The sequence below is a fragment of the Pseudomonas sp. DWP3-1-3b3 genome (genome assembly GCF_049896305.1).
Taxonomy (GTDB): Bacteria; Pseudomonadota; Gammaproteobacteria; order Pseudomonadales; family Pseudomonadaceae; genus Aquipseudomonas; species Aquipseudomonas azotoformans_A.
Genome location: NZ_JAFCUA010000002.1, coordinates 753,620 through 770,706 on the forward strand (window position 1 = coordinate 753,620; position 17,087 = coordinate 770,706).

Here is a 17,087-nt window from a genome sequence, read left to right on the forward strand (position 1 = left end):
ATAGTCCGTTCAGGGCGAATGTGTGATGTCGGCAATATCTTCGGCGGAGAGCGCGCCGGTGTCGGACGTTTCCAACACTACATAAGCACTGCTGCAAAACAACGAGTTGAGGCGTTTCATGTCCGCAATCAGCTCCAGGTGTAGGGAGCTGGTCTCCAGACTCTGTACGATTTTTCTCTGCAGGCGACTCACGTGCGCGTGGGCCAGGCGGCGTTCCTGGGCGCGGAAGCGGCGTTTCTCGCGCAGTAATTGGCGGGCGCTTTCCGGGTCGGCGCTGAGAAATACCGACAGGCCCAGGCGCAGGTTGGCGATCAACTGGCTGTGCAGGCCGGTGAGTTCTTCCAGGCCCACTTCGGAGAATTGGCGACGCTGGGAAGTTTTCTGCTGCTGAACTTTGCGCAGCATGCGTTCGATCAGGTCGCCGGCCAGTTTCAGGTTGATCGACAGCTCAATGATCTCGGCCCAGCGGCGGCTGTCCTGTTCACTGAGGTCTTCGCGGGGCATTTGCGCCAGGTAGAGCTTGATCGCGCTGTACAGCGACTCGACATCATCGCTGAGGCTGCGGATTTCCTGGGTGACGGCGGTCTGTTTGCCGCGCAGCACTTCCTGCATGGCGGTGAGCATGTTGTCGATCAGGTCGCCCAGGCGCAGGGTTTCACGGGCGGCGTTGGCCAGGGCCAGGCTTGGGGTGCTGAGTGCCGTCAGGTCCAGATGGCGCGGCTTGGCTTTGCCGTTGACCTCTTCACGCTCGGGCAGCAGCCAGGCGCATAGTTTTGCCATCGGGCCGATGGTGGGCAACAGGATCAGGCAACGGCTGACGTTGTAGAGCAGGTGGAAGGTGATGACCATGCCTTGGGCGCTGTAGTCCAAGCCATCCATCCATAGCACCAGCGGGTCCAGCACAGGAATGATCAGCAACAGGCCGATCAATTTGTACAACAGGCTGCCCAGCGCGACCTGGCGCCCGGCCGCGTTCTGCATGCTGGTACTGAGGAAGGCCAACACGCCGCTGCCGATGTTGGCGCCGATCACCAGGCCGATGGCCACGTGCAAGCCGATCACACCGGCGCCGGCCAGAGTCGCGGTAAGTAGGACGGCGGCCAGGCTGGAGTAGGAAATCATCGCGAACAAGGCGCCGACCAGGGCGTCGAGCAAGATGTCGCCGGTCAACGATGCGAACAACACTTTCACGCCTTGGGCATGGGTGATCGGCCCGGCGGCTTCGACGATCAGTTGCAGCGCGAGGATGATCAGCCCGAGGCCGATCCCCACGCGGCCCAACTGCCCTGCCCGCGTTTGTTTGCGCGACAGGAAGAAAATCACCCCGAGAAAAATCAGCAGCGGCGACAGCCAAGACAAATCGAACGTCAGCACCCGCGCCATCAATGCCGTACCGACATCGGCGCCGAGCATGGTCGCCAGGGCGGGCATCAGCCCCATCAGGCCCTGGCCGACAAAGGAGGTCACCAGCATCGCCGTGGCGTTGCTGCTCTGCACCATGGCCGTCACCAGGATACCGGCGATAAACGCCAGCCAGCGCTTGGACATGTTCTGCCCGATGACTTGGCGCAAGTTGGAACCGTAGACCCGCAGGATGCCGGTACGGACGATGTGCGTGCCCCAGATCAGCAGGGTCACGGCGGAAAGCAGATTGAGCAAGGTCAGCATGCTCGGCCCCCCGTGTGGGTGCGCTCCAAAAGGAGCGTAGGAAGTTTGCCGCGTGCCGTTCTACGTCTTGTCGTTAAGCTGTAGTTGGCGAATGGGCTCTGCGCCAGCATCGCATAGCTAAAGTGGGGATTGAAACAAAACTGTCATGAAATCAGCTTTTTGCGGATGCAAAAAAGGGGCTTATAAAAGCCCCTTTTGGTCTGGCTCGGGTTTATTGACCCGGAATGTCTTTGCGCAGTTTCACCGGGTCCTGCTGTTTTTTCTTTTTCGCGATGGCGGTGCGCATCTTGATGTTCACCGCTTCCACCGCCAGCGAGAACGCCATGGCGAAGTAGACGTAGCCTTTTGGCACGTGCACATCGAAGGATTCGGCGATCAGCACGGTACCCACCACCAGCAGGAACGACAACGCCAGCATTTTCAGCGACGGGTGCTTGTCGATGAATTCGCTGATGGTGCCGGCTGCCAGCATCATCACCAATACCGCCACGACAATCGCCGCGACCATGACCGGGACATGGGACACCATGCCGACAGCGGTGATGACCGAGTCCAGGGAGAACACGATGTCGATGATGGCGATCTGCACGATGGTGTAGATGAACTTGCCACCCTTGCCGCCTGGCTCTTCGTGGGTTTCGTCTTCACCTTCCAGCGCGTGGTACATCTCCTGGGAGCTTTTCCACAGCAGGAACAGGCCACCGAAGAACAGGATCAGGTCGCGACCGGAAATGCCTTGGCCGAAGACCACAAACAGATCGGCGGTCAGTTGCATCACCCAGGTGATCGACAGCAGCAGCAGGATGCGCGTGACCATGGCCAGCGCCAGGCCGAAGATCCGGGTGCGCGCCTGCATATGCTTGGGCATGCGGCTGACCAGGATCGAAATCATGATGATGTTATCGATGCCCAGGACGATCTCGAGGGCCGTCAGGGTGAAGAAGGCAATCCAGATCTCCGGATTGGTCAGCCATTCCATGTGTATTCCTTTGAGCAAGTGTTAAACCGCGCAAGCTGCAGCGCCGCGCGGTTGAGTTGGTACGATTATAGAGTGCTGAACAGCGGAATAATCCCCATCAGCAACGCGGCGACCATTATGCACAGGCACACCAGTACTGCCCACTTGAGGGTAAAGCGCTGGTGATCGCCAAACTCGATACCGGCCAAAGCGACCAGCAGGTAGGTCGAGGGTACCAGCGGGCTCAACAAGTGCACCGGTTGACCGACGATCGACGCACGGCCCATTTCTGCGGCAGTGATGCCGTAGTGGCTGGCGGCTTCGGCGAGGACTGGTAGTACGCCGTAGTAGAACGCATCGTTGGACATGAAGAACGTAAACGGCATGCTCACCAGCGCGGTGATCACCGCCAGGTACGGGCCCAGCGCCTCAGGAATGACGGCCAGCAGGCTCTTGGACATGGCATCGACCATGCCGGTGCCCGACAGAATGCCAGTGAAGATACCGGCCGCGAAAATCAGCCCCACCACCGCCAATACGCTGCCGGAGTGGGCGGCGACGCGGTCTTTTTGCATCTGCAGGCATGGGTAGTTGACGATCATCGCGATACTGAACGCCACCATGAACAGCACCGGCAGTGGCAACAGGCCCGCAATCAGTGTGCACATCAGGGCAAAGGTCAGGGCGCCGTTGAACCAGATCAGCTTCGGACGCCGGGCGTCCGGGAATTGCGACACGCTGATTTCGCTGTGGTCGATCTCGTCGCCTTGCAGGTGCAATTCACCCAGGCGTGCACGTTCGCGCAGGCCGTACATGTAGGCGATCACCAGGATGGCGACGACGCCGGCGGCCATGGCCGGGATCATCGGTACGAAAATATCCGATGGGTCCACATGCAGCGCACTCGCGGCGCGGGCGGTCGGGCCGCCCCAAGGCGTCATGTTCATCACGCCACCAGCGAGGATGATCAGGCCGGCCATGATCCGCGGGCTCATGCCGATGCGCTGGTACAGCGGCAGCATGGCGGCCACGCAGATCATGTAGGTGGTGGCGCCGTCACCGTCGAGGGACACGACCAGGGCCAGCACCGCGGTGCCAACCGAGACTTTCAGCGGGTCGCCCTTGACCATCTTGAGGATCTTGCGCACGGCCGGGTCGAACAGGCCGGAGTCGATCATCAGGGCAAAGTAGAGAATGGCGAACATCAGCATCACGCCGGTCGGCGCGAGCTTGGTGATGCCCGCAAGCATCATCGGGCCGATCTCCGGCGCGAAACCGCCGAACAGCGCGAACAGGATCGGCACGATGATCAAGGCGATCAGCGCGGACAGGCGCTTGGTCATGATCAGGAACATGAACGTGATGACCATGGCAAAGCCAAGGAAAGTCAGCATAGGAATACTCCAGGCGTAGCGCGGCTAGGGAATGGCGAACCGGGTGGGGGTCAGCGCAGAACGAAAGGCACGAGGCGTACGGGTGGAGTGGGGGCAAACAGGCGGGTACGAGCGGACATCGGGAATCACCATTGTTGTTGTTAACAGCCGGTCTGTTGCCGGCAGTGGGGGCGATCCTAGACGGGTAAGCTTTCAGCTAGCTTTCGCCGGCTGAAAGGGTGATGAAGGGTTGTTCGGCGTTTCAGGGCAGTTCCAGGCCGCCCGCCGCCTTGTGCAAGGCCCGCAAATGCTCGCCCACCTGCTTGAGGTTGGCTTCGCAGGCGGCAATCTCGGCGGAGCGCGAGGGATCCAGCAACGCCCTCACCTCTTTATCCAACTCGCCAGTCAGTGATTGCAGCTGCTTCTGGCGCTCGGCGCTTTCCGACTCCAGGCGCTTGGCTTCCGAAGGTTGCGGCAGGCCATAGCCGCCGCTGCCCAAGAGTTCTGCCGGGCGGCTGAGGAAGCCGCTGTTGGCGAGGATCTGTTGCAGCGTGGCGTTGGCTTTCTCCATGCCGCCGTTTTTCAGCTCGCGGGCGCCGAGGTAGCGTTGCTTGACTTCGTCCTGGGCCAGCATCAACTGCTTGCGAAAGCTCGCCTGCTCAAGCAACAACAATGCGGCGCTGGTGCGCAGATCGGCCTGACCGAACCACTGGCGGCGCTCCTCTGCGCTGAGAGACAGCCAGTCTTCGACCTGGGTCTGTTTGATCGGCAAATGCTTGCGCAGCACATCGAACATCGCCTGGTAGCGTTCGCGGAAGGAGTCGAAGTGATAACCGAGGCGCAATGCCCTGCGTTTGTCGTCCAGTACGCTGGTGTCGGCCAGGCCTCGGGCGCTCAGTACTTCGAGCAAACCGTTAGGCGTGATGTTGTCCAGACCGGTCAGTTGCGGGTTGGCGCTGCCGCTGCGTAACAGCTTCAGGCTCTCCACTGCACAGTTGTTGGAAATGAAGAAGTAGTTGCCGTCGTAGCTCCAGTGCATTTCGGCGGCATGCTCGACGGTGTCGTTGATTTCCTGGCGGGTCAGTTTCAGCGGCACGGAGGCCAGGCCGCGCAACTCGGTCTTGGTGTACTCGTCGATCACTTGCGCCAGCGGCAGCACAAACAGGCGCGACGGGTATTTGCCGACCAGGCCGTCCCAGCTCGACAGCTGTACGTCACCGACGAATGCGCGGTAGGACAACACCAGGTGCTGGTCCAGGTCCAGCCGACAATCCGGCCCACGCGGCCGACCTGGCGCGCAGATCACCAGGCGCAACATGCTATGGCCCCAGCGGCTCACCAGGTTCTGGTTGGCTTCGGCCAGCAGGTAGTCGATTTCGTAGACGCGCTCCGGGTCGACATGGCCCAGCGGCGTCTTGGCGAAATCGTTGCCGGCGTTCAGGAATGCGTAGGTGTTGGCGCAGGTGTCTTGATTCGGCGGCGCCCAGCCAAAGTGTTCTTTGTAGTAACGGAACAGCGAGGGGCGGCGACAGGCGTAGCTTGGGTCAAGCAGGAAGTACTCCATGTTGACTGCGACGAATTCCAACGGGCTGGTGGTTTCGTAGATGTCCGGGCTGCGCGCGACCTGATGGTTGTTTTGTTCGCGCTCGCCACGACGGCCGACGTATTGCGGCCAGCCGGCAAGGTCCAGCAGGCGTGGGTCATCGCTGAGGGTAAAGCGTCGGTCATGCTGGCCGCGGCATTGATCCGGCAGGCCGATCAAGCCGGTGATGCTGTTCTGGCGGCTGCAGCGGTTGATCAGTGCGCGGTCTGCTTTGGACCACAGACGTGCACGGTCATAAATGTGCGTCAGTTCATGCAGTACGGTGGCGAGCATTTCGCGGCGCACGGTGCCGTGGGGGCGATTGGTTTTCTGGGTGGCGGCGCTGCCGTCGGTCAGGCTGGCAAGCAGGTTGCGGTTGAGGTCCAGCTCGGACACCAGCGAGGCTTGCCCGTAGGCGTTCTCGGGCATCTTGTCGGTCCAGCCGACATCAATACGCCGGTCCAACTGCTCGATGAAGCGCGGCGGCAAGGCGCGCATCGCTTCGTCGAGCAACGCCTGGCTGGCCTGCTGTTCAGCCGGGCTCAAGCCCTCGGTCTTGAGCCGCAGTTGCAGGCCGGCCTGGGCTGCGCTGGCACACAGCAGCACAACCCCGGCCAGGAGCCAGGCGGCCATTCGCCTCACAGTGCGAGGATAGCTTCGGCGAGGGTCTGGTCACTGGCGTCGCGGGCTTCCGGCAGACGGGTGCGCAGGGTGTCGAAGGCGGCTTCCAGGTGTGCGCCACGGATCTCGCCGTTGGTAGCGACGAAGCTGGCAGCGTCATCGTGGGCTTCGCGTACGACTTTGGAGTCGCGGATGGAAGTGGTGGTGTCCGAGGTGAAATCAATGGTGCGGCCAGAGGCGCGAACAATGATGTTACTGGTGGCCACCAGGGTGTGTGCCTGGGCAACGTCGGCCAACAACAGCAGGCCAAGGGTGGCGGCAATCAGCGGGCTACGCATGGAATAACTCCAAATACAAAGATGGAATACAGAGATGATTATTGGACGAGAATTGCTTGCGCCAGTTCAAGGTCGCTGGCGTTAAGTTTTGGTTGCCTGTGGCGCAGATAATCCAGCGCTGACTCCAACCGTGCCCCCCGCCATTGGCCGTCAGTGGCGATAAACGCGGCAGCGTCATCCTGGGCGGCCATTATCACTTTTCTGTCGAAGGGTGCGGAAGTCACCTTGCTGGTGGCGTACGCACTGGCGACGGTGCTCTGCGTGGTCAGGTCGAAGGCCGAAGCCAAGGGCGACCAGGCGGCGCAAAGCAATACAGGAACTATTAACAGGCGGTATGAAAAAGCCATGGGACTCGACAACTGAAAACGAGCGCCAAGGCTAGCGTAATGCCCGGGCGAGAGCCAGCGCCCAGGCATCAGCCCTGCATTCAGATCGCCAGGATGGCCTGGGCCAGCTGTGCGTCAGTTGCGGTGTTCAGCTGCGGCGCTTGTTGGCGGATCTGGGCCAGGGCGCTTTCCAGTTTCACGCCACGGATGGCGCCTTCGCTGGCAACAAAGCTGGCGGCGTCGTCACGGGCAGCGCGCACGACTTTGTTGTCGCGCAGGGACGAGGTGGCATCGGAAGTGGCGTCGGAGGTGGCCTTTAGCGCGCCGACGATGGAGTCGGTGGTCACGATGAAGCTGGTCGCGTTGGCGTTGGCAGCCAGGGCCAACAGCGCGGCGGCACTCAGCAGGCGAAGACGGGACATGGGATGACTCCTGTAGATGAACGGATAAGGTGGCGCAGGGCAGCTATTGGGGATCAGACGCCTGTACTGCGCGGTTCGCCACGTGGTGACTGGATATTAAGCCGCCGTTTATCCGTTCGGGAAGCGTCTTGACTGCCTAGTCACGCCAGAACGGTTTGGACAGCTCGTTCATTCGGTCGCCAGGGCTGATGCCCAGGTCGGACAGTTCACGGCTATCTAGCTGCGACAGCTGGCGTCGTTCATAGGCCTGGCGCAGCCATTTGGCCACGGTCGAGGCCGCTTGGCGTAACAACCGTTTATAGCTGGGGGACGGCGTCTCCATGGCAATCACCTTTCTTGGGGTCTTGGAGCACCATGTTGAGCGAGGGGGTGTGACCGATACAGATACACCGATGTTAAATTGTACTGCTTAACTGTTGTATTTTTTAAACTGTACCTGTCTTCGAATCATGCCACTGTTTTCCGGTTGAAAACCCAAACCCCGAAAACAACAAAGCCCGCCTCCGGTTTCCCGTGGCGGGCTTTGCTTTGACAAATCAGGGTGCTGGCGGTGGACCCGGTAGGTCAGGGCCAGCGAGCGCTAAATCAGCGCCAGAACGGCTTGCTCAGCTCTTCGTAGCGTTGAGCTTCGCTGATGCCTGCGTCAGCCAGCAGACGCGAGTCCAGGCGAGCCAGTTGGTGGCGGCTGGAGATGCGGCGCTGCCACAACATCAGGTTGGCGATAACGCGCAGAGGCAGGGAGGCCTGGGTGTTTACAGCTTTTTCTTCGAAGAACAGATCGGAACTGAGTGTACGTTCCATGATGACATCCTTCCGCTTGTGGCGGGATTAGGTAGTGGTTTAACTGATGCCAATGATCCTCTTCCGGCGCAAGACTCTCTAGATACAGTTCACCTGTATTGTGAGGGGCCAGTTAACTGTTTATAGGGGCTGTACTGTACGGAAATGGGGCAACTGTACTTGTCCGCACTAAAGTGGTGCGAAATAGGCATTTTTGAAGTGGTCTGTGGGATATTTCGGTAGGAAATGACCGGTACAGCAGTACAGTTTTTTCAAGAAATGCTGGCGGAGATGTCGAGCTGATGAAACTGTGTTTGCATCAGCCCGGATCTGTATCAATTACGCCTTGAGCATATGCCCGGATTCTTCCAGGTTGATGTGCCAGCTCAGTGCATCACGCAGGATGTGCGGCGTGTGCCCGCCGATGGCGCAGGCAGCGTTGAAGTAACTGTTCAGGGCGTCGCGGTAGGCGGGGTGCACACAGTTGTCGATGATCACCCGCGCCCGTTCCCGTGGCGCCAGGCCACGCAGGTCTGCAAGCCCAACCTCGGTGACCAGGATGTCGACGTCATGCTCGGTGTGGTCTACATGGCTGACCATCGGCACCACACTGGAAATCGCCCCGCCCTTGGCAATGGATTTGGTAACAAAGATTGCCAGGTGCGCATTGCGCGCAAAATCCCCGGAGCCGCCAATACCGTTCATCATCCGTGTGCCACAGACATGGGTGGAGTTGACGTTGCCGTAGATGTCGAACTCCAGCGCGGTGTTGATACCGATGATGCCCAGGCGCCGCACCACTTCTGGGTGGTTAGAGATCTCTTGCGGGCGCAGCACCAGTTTGTCCTTGTACTTCTCCAGGTTGCCGAACACGTCGGCATTGCGACGCTCCGACAGGGTGATCGAGCTACCCGACGCAAAGCTCAGCTTGCCCGCGTCGATCAGGTCGAAGGTCGAATCCTGCAACACTTCCGAATACATGGTCAGGTCTTCGAACGGCGATTCGATCAGGCCACACATCACCGCGTTGGCGATATTGCCGATGCCGGCCTGTAACGGCCCGAGTTTGTTGGTCATGCGGCCGGCATCGACTTCCTGCTTGAGGAAGTTGATCAGGTGATTGGCAATGCCTTGAGTGTCGCTGTCGGGCGGCGTCACGGTCGAGGCGGAATCGGCCTGGTGGGTGATAACGATGGCGGCGATCTTTTCCGGTGGGATCGGAATCGCAGTGCTGCCAATCCGGTCATCGACCTTCACCAATGGAATTGGCGTACGGGTTGGCCGGTACGTTGGGATATAGATGTCGTGTAACCCTTCCAGGTTAGGGTTGTGCGCCAGGTTGATCTCTACGATCACCTGCTTGGCGAAAATCGCAAAGCTGGCCGAGTTGCCCACAGAGGTTGTCGGCACAATGTGGCCTTGCTCAGTGATCGCGACCGCTTCAATTACGGCAATGTCCGGCAACTTGAGCTGGTTGTTGCGCAGTTGCTCGACGGTTTCCGACAGGTGCTGGTCGATAAACATCACTTCGCCGGCGTTGATCGCCTTGCGCAAGGTGCTGTCGACCTGGAATGGCATGCGTCGCGACAGCACGCCCGCTTCGGTCAGTTGCTTGTCCAGGTCATTGCCCAGGCTGGCGCCGGTCATCAGGGTGATTTTCAGCGGCGAGGTCTTGGCGCGTTCGGCCAGGGCGTGGGGGACGGCCTTGGCTTCACCGGCACGGGTGAAGCCGCTCATGCCGACGGTCATGCCGTCCTCGATCAGTGCGGCGGCGTCTGCCGCGCTCATGACCTTGTTCAACAACGAAGGCAAGCGGATACGATCACGGTACATGGATTGTTATCTCAGGCTACGGAAGCAAGGTGCGCAGTTTAGTGATTTCAGAAAAATTCGGCCCGCTACCATGGTCGAATGCCAGGCAGCGATTTAGAGCCTTTGGTCGGGTTTCATGCGGTAATAAAAAACCCCAGCCTACTGGAGGCCGGGGTTTCGAGTATTGCGCTGAAGCAGTGTTACTCGACGGCTTTGACCATGTCTTCGATGACCTTCTTGGCATCACCAAAGACCATCATGGTCTTGTCCAGGTAGAACAGTTCGTTATCCAGACCGGCGTAGCCGCTGGCCATTGAGCGTTTGTTGACGATGATGGTCTTGGCCTTGAAGGCTTCGAGAATCGGCATGCCGGCGATCGGTGAGTTCGGATCGTTCTTGGCGGCCGGGTTGACCACGTCGTTCGCGCCCAACACCAGCACCACGTCGGCCTGGCCGAACTCGGAGTTGATGTCTTCCATCTCGAACACCTGGTCGTAAGGCACTTCGGCCTCGGCGAGCAGCACGTTCATGTGGCCAGGCATACGGCCCGCCACCGGGTGGATCGCGTATTTCACGGTGACGCCGTGGTGGGTCAGCTTCTCGGTCAGTTCCTTGAGCGCATGCTGTGCGCGTGCCACGGCCAGGCCGTAGCCCGGAACGATGATCACGGTGTCGGCGTTGGTCAGCAGGAAGGTCGCATCGTCGGCCGAGCCGGACTTGACCGGGCGCGCTTCTTTGGAGCCGGCTGCGGCACCCGCATCCGGTGCATTGCCGAAACCGCCGAGCAGTACATTAAAGAAGGAACGGTTCATCGCCTTGCACATGATGTACGACAGGATCGCGCCGCTGGAGCCCACCAGAGAGCCGGCGATGATCAGCATCGAGTTGTTCAGCGAGAAACCGATACCCGCCGCTGCCCAGCCGGAGTAGCTGTTGAGCATCGACACGACCACAGGCATGTCGGCGCCGCCAATCGGTATGATGATCAGCACGCCCAGCACGAACGCCAGGGCCAGCATCAGCGCGAAGGCGGTGAGGTTGCCGGTGAACATGAACGCCAGGCCCAGGCCAAGCGTCAGCAGGCCGAGCACCAGGTTCAATTTATGCTGGCCGCCAAACTGTACCGGTGCGCCCTGGAACAGGCGGAACTTGTACTTGCCCGACAGCTTGCCGAACGCGATCACCGAACCGGAGAAGGTAATTGCACCAATGGCCGCGCCGAGGAACAGCTCCAGGCGGTTACCGGCAGGGATTGCGTCGCCCAGATGTTTGACGATGCCCAGGGATTGCGGCTCGACCACCGCAGCAATGGCGATAAACACCGCTGCCAGGCCGATCATGCTGTGCATGAACGCCACCAGCTCCGGCATCTTGGTCATTTCAACGCGCTTGGCCATGATCGAACCGGCGGTGCCGCCGATCAGCAGGCCGACGATCACGTAGCCGATACCCGCTGTGGCCAGCTCAGCACCCAGCTTATAAATGAGGCCCACGGTGGTGAGCACCGCCAGCGCCATGCCGAGCATGCCGAACAGGTTGCCGCGTCGCGACGTGGTTGGGTGCGACAGGCCTTTGAGGGCCTGGATGAAGCAGATTGACGCGATCAGGTAGAGCGTCGTTACCAGATTCATGCTCATTACTCCGGCGCCTCTTCTTTTGCTTTCGGGGCTTTCTTCTTGAACATCTCAAGCATCCTGCGGGTAACCAGGAAGCCACCGAACACGTTCACTGCCGCCAACGCCACGGCCAGGGTGCCCATGGTCTTGCCCAACGGGGTCACGGTGAGGGCGGCGGCCAGCATGGCGCCGACGATCACAATCGCGGAAATGGCGTTGGTCACCGCCATCAACGGCGTGTGCAGCGCGGGGGTCACGTTCCAGACCACGTGGTAACCGACATAAATCGCCAGCACAAAGATGATCAGGTTGTAGATACCGGGGGAGATAAGCTCTTCCATCGTCTGAATCCCTGCTTAGGCGTTTTTGCGGATGACTTGGCCGTCGCGGCACATCAGGCACGCGGCGACGATGTCGTCTTCGAGGTTGATTTCAAACTGCCCTTCCTGGGTGAAGACCAGCTTCAGGAAGTCCAGCAGGTTGCGCGCGTACAAAGCTGACGCATCGGCGGCGACAGCGCCGGCCAGGTTGGTCGGGCCGCAGATGATCACGCCGTTTTCCACTACAACCTGGTCGGCGACGGTCAACGGGCAGTTGCCACCTTGGGCGGCGGCGAGGTCGATGACCACGGAGCCGGGCTTCATCTGTGCGACGGTTTCGGCGCTGAGCAGGGTCGGCGCTTTGCGGCCTGGAATCAGGGCGGTGGTGATGACGATGTCGGCCTGCTTGGCGCGTTCGTGCACCGCCAGGGCCTGGCGCTGCATCCAGCTGGTTGGCATCGGACGGGCGTAGCCACCAACGCCGACGGCGCATTCGCGTTCTTCGTCGGTCTCGTAGGGCACGTCGACGAACTTGGCGCCGAGGGACTCGATCTGCTCTTTCACCGCCGGACGGACGTCAGACGCTTCGATCACCGCACCCAGACGTTTCGCCGTGGCGATGGCTTGCAAGCCTGCAACCCCCGCACCGAGGATCAGTACGCGCGCAGCTTTGACGGTACCGGCAGCGGTCATCAGCATCGGCATGAAGCGCGGGTAGTGATGAGCGGCGAGCAGCACGGCTTTATAGCCGGCGATGTTGGCCTGGGACGACAGCACGTCGAGGCTTTGAGCGCGCGAGGTGCGCGGCGCAGCTTCAAGGGCGAAGGCGGTGATGCCGCGCTCGGCGAGCTTGGCGATGGTTTCGTTGCTGAACGGGTTGAGCATGCCCACCAATACGGTGCCGCTTTTGATCAGCGTGAGTTCGCTGTCGCTGGGGGCCACCACCTTGAGAATCAGCTCGGCGCCAAACGCCTCGTTGGCACTGCCAATGGTTGCGCCTGCCGTTTCATAGGCACTGTCCGTGATGCTGGCTTTAATGCCGGCGCCGCTTTGTACAGTGACCTTATGGCCCTGGCCGATCAGTTTCTTGATGGTTTCCGGGGTGGCAGCCACCCGCGTTTCACCGGTCTGGGTTTCGAGAGGAACACCAATGTGCACGTCAAATCTCCTGCATGATCTTTTTGCTTTTGATCTTTTTGTAAAAAGGCCAGTGCACCGCGAGTGGCGCAACTGGGGCGGCCGATCAGCACGATCCCGCTGAAATGACAGCGGGGCGCGGCATTTTGCAGGCGAACTTTACGGCCATCAAGGGATTATGACGGGTGACGAAAAATTAACTACAAGTCACCCTGTGACTGATTGTCGCAACACATTGAAATAATCTCTTCAAATACATTGGCTTAAAGGCCTGTAGGCGTTTTTGTAGCTTTTTGACATCTTTGATGTGAATAGTCGGTCATTGGCTTGTATTAGTCGCTACAAGCCATATGGGTCATGGCTTTGAGCCCTATTTTTGCGTGACAGATACAGTCTGTTGAAATGCGACATATACGTATATCTGTAGGATTCAAAATTTACTGACTACAAAGTCAGTAATGCGGTTGCGACCTTTAAATACCAGGGCTGTAGCGTTGTGATTGTTCGATAAGCCAATCCCTGAATGCGTGCATCGAGGCTGATTCGACCTTTCTGTCAGGAATCATCAAGTAATAAGCCTTCGAGCTGCTCAGCGCCTCGGGGCTCGCAATCATCAGTTGGCCCTCCTCCAATTCGCGTTGGATAAGGAACGGCGGGATCAGCGCGATCCCCATGTCATGCATGGCGGCTTGGGACAACATCGAGAATAGCTCGTAACGGGGGCCTGTCATGTCGCGGGGTACGCTCAACTGCTGCGCGTTGAACCACTGGCGCCACGCGTAGGGTCTCGTTGTTTGCTGTAGGAGGGGCAGTTCTGCGATTTCCTGAGGGCTGAATTGCGTGCTGCTACCCAGCAGTCGAGGGCTGCACACGGGGACGGGGTTCTCTCCCATCAAGCGGTGCGATTCCGTGCCGGACCAGTCGGCATCGCCGAAGTAGATGGCGGCGTCGAATTCGGTGTCGGCAAATAGGAAGGGCCGTGTTCTGTTCGTCAGATTGACCGTGACTTCGGGGTGCTGGTGTTGAAAATCCTTGAGGCGCGGGATCAACCATTGAGTTCCGAACGTGGGGACAACGGCCAGCTCGATAGTGTTAGCGCCCTGCTGACCCATGACGGAAAGCGTATCGCGCTCCACTGCGTCCAACTGTGTGGCAACGCGACGGCTGTAAGACAGCCCTGCTTCCGTCAGCTTTACCCCGCGCCGTGAGCGGCGAAACAGCTCGACACTCAAAAACTCTTCAAGGCTTGCGATCTGTCGACAGATGGCGCCTTGCGTGATCGAAAGCTCGTGCGCGGCCTTGGTAAAGCTCTCGTGGCGGGCCGCGGCTTCAAAACTGACAAGGGCGGTGGTACTGGGAATTTTCCTGCGCATATACCGTGTCCTCACATGTAAAGCGCATATGCGCGCTTTTCGTCGGTTTCGAAGTGAGAAATTAGCACAACCCTATGCGGAAACCTCGTTTGCCCTCCTCGCCTGTCGGGCCTAGGCTGGTTCCACGACTTCCGTTTCTTTCCGCGAGGACTTATTCATGGCTGGCAAGGCAAGCTTCAACTGGATCGATCCACTGCTGCTGGATCAACAGCTCACCGAAGAAGAGCGCATGGTGCGCGACAGTGCTGAGCAGTTCGCCCAGGACAAGCTGGCGCCGCGTGTGCTTGAAGCCTTCCGCCATGAAAAGACTGACCCTGCGATTTTCCGCGAGATGGGCGAGACCGGTTTGCTCGGTGCGATGATTCCCGAGCAGTACGGCGGCAGCGGCTTGAATTATGTCAGTTATGGGTTGATTGCCCGCGAAGTGGAGCGTGTCGATTCCGGTTATCGCTCGATGATGAGTGTGCAGTCGTCACTGGTGATGGTGCCGATCAATGAGTTTGGCACCGAGGCGCAGAAACAGAAGTACCTGCCGAAGTTGGCGTCTGGGGAGTGGATCGGCTGTTTCGGCCTGACCGAGCCCAATCATGGGTCTGATCCAGGTGCGATGATTACCCGGGCTCGAAAAGTGGACGGCGGTTACAGCCTGACGGGCGCGAAGATGTGGATCACCAATAGCCCGATCGCGGATGTGTTTGTGGTGTGGGGCAAGGACGATGCTGGCGATATCCGTGGGTTTGTCCTGGAGAAAGGCTGGAAAGGTCTGAGCGCACCGGCGATTCACGGCAAGGTTGGACTGCGCGCCTCCATCACCGGTGAAATCGTCATGGATAACGTATTTGTGCCGGAAGAGAACATCTTCCCGGACGTGCGTGGTCTGAAGGGGCCTTTCACCTGTCTTAACTCTGCACGTTATGGCATTTCCTGGGGCGCGTTGGGTGCTGCTGAGTTCTGCTGGCATACCGCTCGCCAGTACACACTGGATCGCCAGCAGTTCGGCCGTCCATTGGCGGCGACCCAACTGATCCAGAAGAAGCTGGCCGACATGCAGACCGAGATCACGCTGGCCTTGCAAGGCTGCCTGCGTCTGGGGCGTATGAAGGATGAAGGCACTGCGGCGGTTGAAATCACTTCGATCATGAAGCGCAACTCCTGCGGCAAATCCCTGGATATCGCGCGTATGGCGCGCGACATGCTCGGTGGCAACGGCATTTCCGATGAGTTCGGGGTGGCGCGTCACCTGGTCAACCTGGAGGTCGTGAATACCTATGAAGGTACTCATGATGTGCATGCCCTGATCCTCGGGCGCGCGCAAACCGGTCTTCAGGCGTTCTATTAATAGGAGCACGGCATGGGCGCGCTTTCGCATCTACGTGTACTGGATCTATCGCGAGTACTGGCGGGCCCTTGGTCCGGGCAGATCCTTGCGGACCTTGGGGCTGAAGTGATCAAGGTCGAGCGACCGGGCAGTGGCGACGATACGCGCGCCTGGGGGCCGCCCTTCCTTAAGGATGCCTACGGCGAGAACACCAGTGAGGCGGCGTACTACCTGTCGGCCAATCGCAACAAGCAATCGGTGACAATCGACTTCACGCGGCCGGAGGGGCAGGCGCTGGTGCGTGAGCTGGCGGCCAAGTCGGACATCCTCATTGAAAACTTCAAGGTGGGCGGGCTTGCGGCGTATGGGTTGGACTATGAGTCGCTCAAGGAGATCAACCCCGAGCTGATCTACTGCTCGATCACGGGCTTTGGTCAGACCGGGCCCTATGCGGCGCGGGCAGGCTATGACTTCATGATTCAGGGGTTGGGCGGACTTATGAGCCTGACGGGGCGCCCCGAGGGGGATGACGGTGCTGGCCCGGTCAAGGTGGGTGTGGCGCTGACTGACATTCTTACGGGGCTCTACTCGACGGTGGCGATTCTGGCGGCACTGGCTCATCGCGATCATGACGGTGGCGGGCAGCACATCGATATGGCGTTACTGGATGTGCAGGTGGCCTGCCTGGCCAACCAGGCGATGAATTACCTGACAACAGGGGCACCGCCGAAGCGGCTGGGTAATGCGCATCCGAATATCGTGCCTTATCAGGATTTTCCCACCGCTGACGGAGACTTCATCCTGACGGTGGGTAATGACGGGCAATTTCGTAAGTTTGCCGAAGTGGCTGGGCAGCCACAGTGGGCGGATGATCCGCGTTTCGCTACTAATAAGGTGCGGGTGGCGAATCGGGCGGAGCTGATTCCTTTGATTCGTCAGGCGACGGTGTTCAAGACGACGGCTGAGTGGGTGTCGCAGCTGGAGCGGGTCGGTGTGCCTTGTGGGCCAATCAATGACCTGGCGCAGGTGTTCGCCGACCCTCAGGTCAAGGCACGTGGGTTGGAGATGGCATTGCCTCATGCGCTGGCGGGGATGGTGCCTCAGGTCGCCAGTCCGATAAGGCTGTCCAAGACGCCGGTGGAGTATCGCAATGCACCTCCGCTGCTGGGACAGCATACGGCTCAGGTGCTTCAAGATGTATTGGGATTGGGTGTGGCGAATGTGGTTGCTCTGAAGGCGGCGGGTGTTATCTGAATCCTTTCTTCTATATAGAAGGTGTTGACGGAAGTTTGGTGGTGGTTTTTTAATCAATTCTAACTAATTGATAGAAAAGCAAAATCAAGGGTTGACGTCAGATTTCATAAGCCTATAATTCGCCCCACTTCCGGCGCAGTCGAAACGGAAAACTCCTTGGTAAACAATGAGTTATGTAAGTTTCGACAG

At 59.5% G+C, this 17,087-nt stretch carries 16 protein-coding genes; 2 read left to right on the plus strand and 14 right to left on the minus strand.

The window, feature by feature from the left end:
- Nucleotides 1-9 precede the first annotated feature (9 nt).
- The 14 genes from ACP7BX_RS09875 to ACP7BX_RS09940 all read right to left on the minus strand — a co-directional run bounded on the left by ACP7BX_RS09875 (nt 10) and on the right by ACP7BX_RS09940 (nt 14,326).
- A complete protein-coding gene (locus tag ACP7BX_RS09875) occupies nt 10-1,668 on the minus strand; it encodes a Na/Pi cotransporter family protein (RefSeq protein ID WP_314527358.1) in 1,659 nt (552 codons plus the stop codon).
- 211 nt (nt 1,669-1,879) lie between these two features.
- Nucleotides 1,880-2,647 carry a TerC family protein gene (locus tag ACP7BX_RS09880; RefSeq protein WP_033901535.1) on the minus strand — a complete coding sequence of 256 codons (768 nt, stop codon included), beginning with the start codon at nt 2,645-2,647 and terminating at the stop codon, nt 1,880-1,882.
- Between the two features lie 65 nt (nt 2,648-2,712).
- The gene (locus tag ACP7BX_RS09885) at nt 2,713-4,020 is read right to left on the minus strand and encodes a CitMHS family transporter (protein WP_016978810.1); all 1,308 of its coding nucleotides are present in this window, start codon (nt 4,018-4,020) and stop codon (nt 2,713-2,715) included.
- A gap of 241 nt (nt 4,021-4,261) precedes the next feature.
- Nucleotides 4,262-6,223 carry a DUF4105 domain-containing protein gene (locus ACP7BX_RS09890; RefSeq protein ID WP_426126856.1) on the minus strand — a complete coding sequence of 654 codons (1,962 nt, stop codon included), beginning with the start codon at nt 6,221-6,223 and terminating at the stop codon, nt 4,262-4,264.
- Nucleotides 6,220-6,540 carry a DUF2388 domain-containing protein gene (locus tag ACP7BX_RS09895; protein WP_012721546.1) on the minus strand — a complete coding sequence of 107 codons (321 nt, stop codon included), beginning with the start codon at nt 6,538-6,540 and terminating at the stop codon, nt 6,220-6,222. The genes ACP7BX_RS09890 and ACP7BX_RS09895 overlap by 4 nt, the downstream gene beginning before the upstream one ends.
- A gap of 38 nt (nt 6,541-6,578) precedes the next feature.
- On the minus strand, nt 6,579-6,887 hold the full coding sequence (locus ACP7BX_RS09900; protein ID WP_426126854.1) for a DUF2388 domain-containing protein: 309 nt from the start codon (nt 6,885-6,887) through the stop codon (nt 6,579-6,581).
- Between the two features lie 80 nt (nt 6,888-6,967).
- A complete protein-coding gene (locus ACP7BX_RS09905; RefSeq protein WP_028618671.1) occupies nt 6,968-7,288 on the minus strand; it encodes a DUF2388 domain-containing protein in 321 nt (106 codons plus the stop codon).
- Between the two features lie 136 nt (nt 7,289-7,424).
- A complete protein-coding gene (locus tag ACP7BX_RS09910) occupies nt 7,425-7,610 on the minus strand; it encodes a DUF1127 domain-containing protein (protein WP_426126852.1) in 186 nt (61 codons plus the stop codon).
- 263 nt (nt 7,611-7,873) lie between these two features.
- A complete protein-coding gene (locus ACP7BX_RS09915; RefSeq protein ID WP_010168694.1) occupies nt 7,874-8,089 on the minus strand; it encodes a DUF1127 domain-containing protein in 216 nt (71 codons plus the stop codon).
- Nucleotides 8,090-8,407: 318 nt separating this feature from the next.
- Nucleotides 8,408-9,901: an acetyl-CoA hydrolase/transferase family protein gene (locus ACP7BX_RS09920; protein WP_033901531.1), complete on the minus strand. Its 1,494-nt coding sequence runs from the start codon at nt 9,899-9,901 to the stop codon at nt 8,408-8,410.
- 179 nt (nt 9,902-10,080) lie between these two features.
- Nucleotides 10,081-11,517, minus strand: a complete 1,437-nt coding sequence (locus ACP7BX_RS09925) for an NAD(P)(+) transhydrogenase (Re/Si-specific) subunit beta (RefSeq protein ID WP_269132438.1) — start codon at nt 11,515-11,517, stop codon at nt 10,081-10,083.
- Nucleotides 11,517-11,837 (minus strand): NAD(P) transhydrogenase subunit alpha, encoded by a 321-nt coding sequence (locus tag ACP7BX_RS09930; protein ID WP_426126849.1) that lies wholly within the window; start codon nt 11,835-11,837, stop codon nt 11,517-11,519. The genes ACP7BX_RS09925 and ACP7BX_RS09930 overlap by 1 nt, the downstream gene beginning before the upstream one ends.
- Nucleotides 11,838-11,852: 15 nt before the next feature.
- Nucleotides 11,853-12,974 carry a Re/Si-specific NAD(P)(+) transhydrogenase subunit alpha gene (locus tag ACP7BX_RS09935; protein WP_314527383.1) on the minus strand — a complete coding sequence of 374 codons (1,122 nt, stop codon included), beginning with the start codon at nt 12,972-12,974 and terminating at the stop codon, nt 11,853-11,855.
- A 452-nt stretch (nt 12,975-13,426) separates the two neighbouring features.
- Nucleotides 13,427-14,326 (minus strand): LysR family transcriptional regulator, encoded by a 900-nt coding sequence (locus ACP7BX_RS09940; RefSeq protein WP_269132440.1) that lies wholly within the window; start codon nt 14,324-14,326, stop codon nt 13,427-13,429.
- Nucleotides 14,327-14,483: 157 nt separating this feature from the next.
- Here ACP7BX_RS09940 and ACP7BX_RS09945 point away from each other — a divergent pair, with 157 nt between their 5' ends.
- Nucleotides 14,484-15,665 (plus strand): acyl-CoA dehydrogenase, encoded by a 1,182-nt coding sequence (locus ACP7BX_RS09945; protein ID WP_003187423.1) that lies wholly within the window; start codon nt 14,484-14,486, stop codon nt 15,663-15,665.
- A 12-nt stretch (nt 15,666-15,677) separates the two neighbouring features.
- Nucleotides 15,678-16,898 carry a CaiB/BaiF CoA transferase family protein gene (locus ACP7BX_RS09950; protein ID WP_426126846.1) on the plus strand — a complete coding sequence of 407 codons (1,221 nt, stop codon included), beginning with the start codon at nt 15,678-15,680 and terminating at the stop codon, nt 16,896-16,898.
- Nucleotides 16,899-17,087: the final 189 nt, after the last annotated feature.